This window comes from uncultured Methylobacterium sp. (assembly GCF_964251405.1).
Classification (GTDB): Bacteria; Pseudomonadota; Alphaproteobacteria; order Rhizobiales; family Beijerinckiaceae; genus Methylobacterium.
In genome coordinates this window covers 1-5,240 of record NZ_CAXUJR010000004.1, presented here as the reverse complement: position 1 = coordinate 5,240, position 5,240 = coordinate 1, and the positions used below count along the sequence as shown (strand labels likewise).

Here is a 5,240-nt window from a genome sequence, read left to right as displayed (position 1 = left end):
ACGCGCTCTGGCGTCGCCGGGGCGTCGAGGCGGGGGCAGACCGCGTGGTCCGCCACACTCGCCACCGCATCGGAGAGGGCGTGGAGCCCGGCGATGCCGAGCATCAGGGGCGGCTCGCCCACCGCCTTCGAGCGGTAGATCGTCTCCTCGCGGTTCGCGTTGTCGTAGAGGGCGACGTTGAAGATGCGCGGGCGGTCGCCGCAGGCGGGGATCTTGTAGGTGGCCGGCGCATGCGTGCGCAGGCGCCCCGCGCCGTCCCACCACAGCTCCTCGGTGGTGAGCCAGCCGAGCCCCTGGATGAAGCCGCCCTCGATCTGGCCGATATCGATCGCCGGGTTCAGCGAGCGGCCGCAATCGTGCAGGATGTCGACGCGCTCGATGCGGGACTCGCCCGTGAGCGTGTCGATGGCGGCCTGGGCGCAGGCGGCGCCGTAGGCGAAGTAGTAGAACGGGTGGCCCCGCCCCGCGTCGCGGTCCCAGTGGATCGTCGGCGTCTTGTAGAAGCCGGTGGCTGAGAGCTGCACCCTCGCGAGATAGGCTTTGTGGATCAACTCGGCCCAGGGAATTTCCTGGTTCCCCACCCGCACCCGGTTGGGCAGGAACAGAACCGTCTCCGGGTCGACGCCCCAGGCCTCGGCCGCGAAGGCGCGCAAGCGGTCTTTCAGCGTCGTCGCGGCATTGCGGGCGGCCATGCCGTTGAGGTCGGCTCCCGACGAGGCGGCGGTGGCCGAGGTGTTGGGAACCTTGCCCGTGGTCGTCGCGGTGATGCGCACGCGCCCCGCGTCGATCTGGAATTCTTCCGCGACGACCTGCGCGACCTTGACGTAGAGCCCCTGGCCCATCTCGGTGCCGCCGTGGTTCAGGCCGACCGAGCCGTCGTTGTAGATGTGCACGAGCGCGCCGGCCTGGTTGTAGGCCGTCGAGGTGAAGGAGATTCCGAATTTCACGGGTGTGAGCGCGATGCCGCGCTTGATCACCGGGCTTTTCGGATTTGCCCTATGGAGAGCCGCGCGCCGGCCTGCATAATCGCAATCGACGGCCAGTTTCTCGACCAGATCGCGAATACAGTTGTCGCCGATGGTCTGGTGGTAGGGCGTGACGTTGCGGGACGCGGTCCCGTAGAAGTTGCGCCGGCGCACCTCCAGCGGATCGAGGCCGCACGCGAAGGCCACCTCCTCGATCACCCGTTCCGCCGCCACCATGCCCTGCGGGCCGCCGAAGCCCCGGAAGGCCGTGTTCGAGACCGTGTTGGTGCGGTAGGGCCGCGAGGTCAGGTGGACGGCGGGGTAGTGGTAGCAATTGTCGGCGTGGAACAGGGCGCGGTCGGTGACCGGCCCCGAGAGGTCGGCTGCCCAGCCGCAGCGGGCGGCGAGGGTCATGTCGACGGCGTGGATCCGGCCGTCCTCGTCGAAGCCGACCGTGTAGTCGCATTCGACATCGTGGCGCTTGCCGGTGATGACCATGTCGTCGTCGCGGTCCGGCCGAATCTTGGCCGCGCGCCCCGTCGTCTTGGCCACCAGCGCCGCGATGCAGGCAAAGAGGTTCGACTGGCTCTCCTTGCCGCCGAAGCCCCCGCCCATACGCCTCACCTCGGCGGTGACGGCGGAATTGACGGTGCCGAGCACCTTGGCGACGAGGGCCTGAGCCTCCGAGGGATGCTGCGTCGAGGTGTAGACCGTGACCTCGTCGTCCTCGCCGGGGACGGCAAGGGCGATCTGGCCTTCGAGGTAGAAATGCTCCTGGCCGCCGATACTGAGGCGCCCGCCAAGGGTCTGCGGCGCCTCGGCGAGCGCCTGCTCGACGTCGCCGCGGACAAGCGTCATCGGCGGCCAGACCAGGGTGCCGTCGGCGCGGGCCGCCTCGACGGTCAGGACCGGGGTCAGATCCTCGTAGGTGATCACCGCGAGGCGCGCGGCCCGGCGCGCGGCGTCGCGGGTGCGGGCCGCCACGGCGAAGACCGGCTGGCCGACATACATCACGGTGCCCTCGGCGAGCATGGGCTCGTCGTTGCTGTGCGAGGAGGAGATCTCGTTGACCCCCGGCACGTCGGCGGCGGTGAGCACGCGGACGACGCCGTCCACTGCCCGCACGGGCGCGAGGTCGATCGCGACGAGCCGGGCATGCGCCCGCTCGCTGAGCCCAAGGCAGATATGCAGCAAGCCGTCGGGCTCGGCGGCATCGTCGATGTAGAGCGCCGTGCCGGTGGCATGCCGGGCCGCGCTGTCATGCGGGCGGGGCGTGTGGGCGCCGCCCTCGATCCGGTCGGGGCTTCTGAGGGCCGGCGGCGTGCGGTCAAGCATGGATCGGCTCCCCGACGCGGGCGAGGCTGGTCTCGGGGGCCTGCGGCGCGGTCTCGTGGGCGAAGCGCTCGATCAGGTTGCCGGCGACCCGCTGCCGATAGCCGGCCGAGGCGCGCATGTCCGAGAGCGGTGTGAAGTCCTGCGCCAGCGCCGCCTTGAACGCCGCGATGGCGGCGGCATCGAGCGGCCGGCCGATGAGGGACGCCTCGGCGGCCAGCGCCCGCTTCGGAGTGCCGGCCATGCCGCCGTAGGCGATGCACGCGCTGGTGATCCGGTCGCCGTCGAAGGTCAGGGCGAAGGCGGCCAGCACCGCCGAGATGTCCTCGTCGAAGCGCTTCGAGACCTTGTAGACGCGAAACGCCGTGTCGGCTCCGGGCTTCGGCACCCGAACCCCCGAGACGAACTCGCCCGGACGCAGATCCTGCCGGCCGTAGGCGACGAAGAATGCCTCGAGCGGGATCTCGCGCTCGGTGCCCTTGCCGATGATGTGGAGGGTCGCCCCCAGGGCGATCAGGGCCGGCGCGGCGTCGCCGATCGGGGAGCCGTTGGCGATATTTCCGCCGAGCGTGCCGGCATTGCGGGTCTGGACCGCGCCGTGCCGGCGGAACAGCTCGCCGAGATCCGGGTGGAGGCGGGCCAGCCGCGTCCCGGCCTCGGTCAGACTCAGGCCGGCACCGAGATAGAGGTGGTCGGTCTCGTCACCCACTACCTGCAGCATGCGGATGCGCCCGATCCAGATCACCGGATCGAGCACCCGCAGACCCTTCGTCACCCACAAGGCCACGTCGGTGGCGCCGGCCACGATCGTCGCCTCCGGATGCTCGGCCATGAGATCGACCAGGGCCTGGATGGTGGCGGGCGCGAAGAAGCGCCGGCCGTCCCCCTCGACCGCGACGGTCTCGTCGTCGCGTAGCGCCAGGAGGCGGGCCAGGGTCTCGGCCTCGGCGGCATCGAAGCGGTCGGGCGCGGGATGGGCCAGAACCCGCTCGGCCGCCCGGACGATCGGGACGTAGCCGGTGCAGCGGCAGAGGTTGCCCGCAAGCGCGTCGTCGATCGGGCTCGTCGTCCAGGGCTCGGCCTCGGACGGCGCCTTGGCCAGCGCGAACAGCGACATCACGAATCCCGGCGTGCAGAACCCGCATTGCGAGCCGTGCTCGTCGACCATCGCCTGCTGGACCGGATGCAGGGTGCCGTCCTCGCCCCGCAGGTGCTCGACGGTCAAGAGCTGGCATCCGTCGAGCTGACCGAGGAAGGTGATGCAGGCATCGACCGTGCGGTAGCACAGGCGCTCGGCTCCGGGCGCGCCCTCGGGGCGGACGAGGACGACGGTGCAGGCCCCACAATCCCCCTCGTTGCAGCCCTCCTTGGTGCCGATCAGGCGCTCGGGGCCGCGCAGCCAGTCGAGCACCGTCAGGGTCGGATCGACGGTCTCGATCCGGCGGAACTGCTCGCCGAGGAGGAAGCGGATCTCGTGTCTCAAGGGTGGTCTCCGGTCTCTCTCCGCCTGCCGGCTCCTGGATGCACACATCTCGATGTGGCGTCCGCGGCCGGTCTGCTTGTCTCACTCACGCCCGTCATTCCGCCCCCCAGATCCGGACCCTGGCCGGTCCGAGGACAGGCTGTGGTGAACCCGGAACCCATCATGTGGGGCCGAACAACGTGCGGGCGAGGCGCGAATGGTCCTCGCGCAGCTGGCCGGTCTCGATCCCGAGCGGCTGGCCGTCGACGACGCGCCATCGCCCCGCGACCATGACACGGTCGGCCTTGTAGGCCCCGCACAGAACCAGCGCGGCCAGCGGATCGTGCGCGCCCGAGAAGCGCAGCTCGTCGAGGCTGAACAGGGCCAGATCCGCCTCGCGGCCGGGCTCGATCCGACCGATGTCGGAGCGCCCGAGACACGCCGCCGAGCCCTCCGTCGCCCAGCGCAGGGCATCGAGATGCGTGACGGCTTGCGCCCCGTAGGTCAGGCGGTTGAGCATCAGCGCGTGGCGCACGCCCTCGATCAGGTTCGAGCTGTCGTTCGAGGCCGAGCCGTCGACCCCCAAGCCCACCGGGCTGCCGGCCGCCTCGAGCTCGCAGGTCCGGCACTGGCCCGAGGCCAGCGTCATGTTCGAGGTCGGGCAGTGGCAGACGCCGACCCCCGCACGCCCCAGCCGCCCGATCTCGTCGGTGGTGAAGTGGATGCCGTGGGCGAGCCAGGCGCGGTTCGTCAGCCAGCCGACCTCCTCGAGATAGTCGACCGGGCGCTGGCCGAACCGCTCCAGGCAGTAGCGGTCCTCGTCGAGCGTCTCGCCCAGATGCGTGTGCAGGCGGCAATCGTGGCGCTCGGCCAGAGCCGCGCTCTCGCGCATCAGGCGCTTGGTGACGTTGAAGGGCGAGCAGGGCGCCAGACCGATCTGCACCATCGCGCCGGGCGAGGTGTCGTGGAACAGGCGCAGCACGCGCTCGCTGTCCTCCAGGATGGTGTCGTCATCCTGGGTCAGGCAGTCGGGCGGCAGGCCGCCGTCGCGCTCCGACAGGCTCATCGAGCCCCGCGTGACCACGGCGCGGATGCCCACACCGCGCGCCTCCTCGACCTGGATGTCGACGGAGTGCTCCAGGCCCTTGGGGAACAGGTAGTGGTGGTCGCCCGCCGTGGTGCAGCCCGAGAGCAGCAGCTCGGTGTAGGCGAGGCGCGAGGCGAGGCGGAAGGCCTCCGGGTTCAGCTTGTCCCAGACCGTGTAGAGGGCCTTCAGCCAGGGAAACAGCGGCTTGTTGATCGCGAGCGGGTGGGCGCGCGTCAGGGTCTGGAAGAAGTGGTGGTGGGTGTTGACGAGGCCCGGGATGACGACGTGACGGGACGCGTCGAACACCGCGTCCACGGGCGAGGAGGGCTGGCGCCCGGCCGGCACGCGCTCGACGATGCGGGTTCCCTGAACCACGATCCCGTTGCCCGCAGCC

General features: G+C 70.7%; 3 protein-coding genes. All 3 read right to left on the bottom strand.

Going from position 1 to position 5,240, the window contains the following annotated elements; all coding sequences use genetic code 11:
• On the bottom strand, positions 1-2,300 hold a 2,300-nt coding region (gene xdhB, locus ACFE7U_RS01615), incomplete at its 3' end, for a xanthine dehydrogenase molybdopterin binding subunit (RefSeq protein WP_375407980.1).
• Entirely contained in the window at positions 2,293-3,780 is a 1,488-nt protein-coding gene (gene xdhA / locus ACFE7U_RS01610) for a xanthine dehydrogenase small subunit (RefSeq protein WP_375407979.1), read from the bottom strand. The genes xdhA and xdhB, both read right to left, overlap by 8 nt.
• A gap of 160 nt (positions 3,781-3,940) precedes the next feature.
• On the bottom strand, positions 3,941-5,240 hold a 1,300-nt coding region (locus tag ACFE7U_RS01605), incomplete at its 5' end, for an 8-oxoguanine deaminase (RefSeq protein ID WP_375407978.1).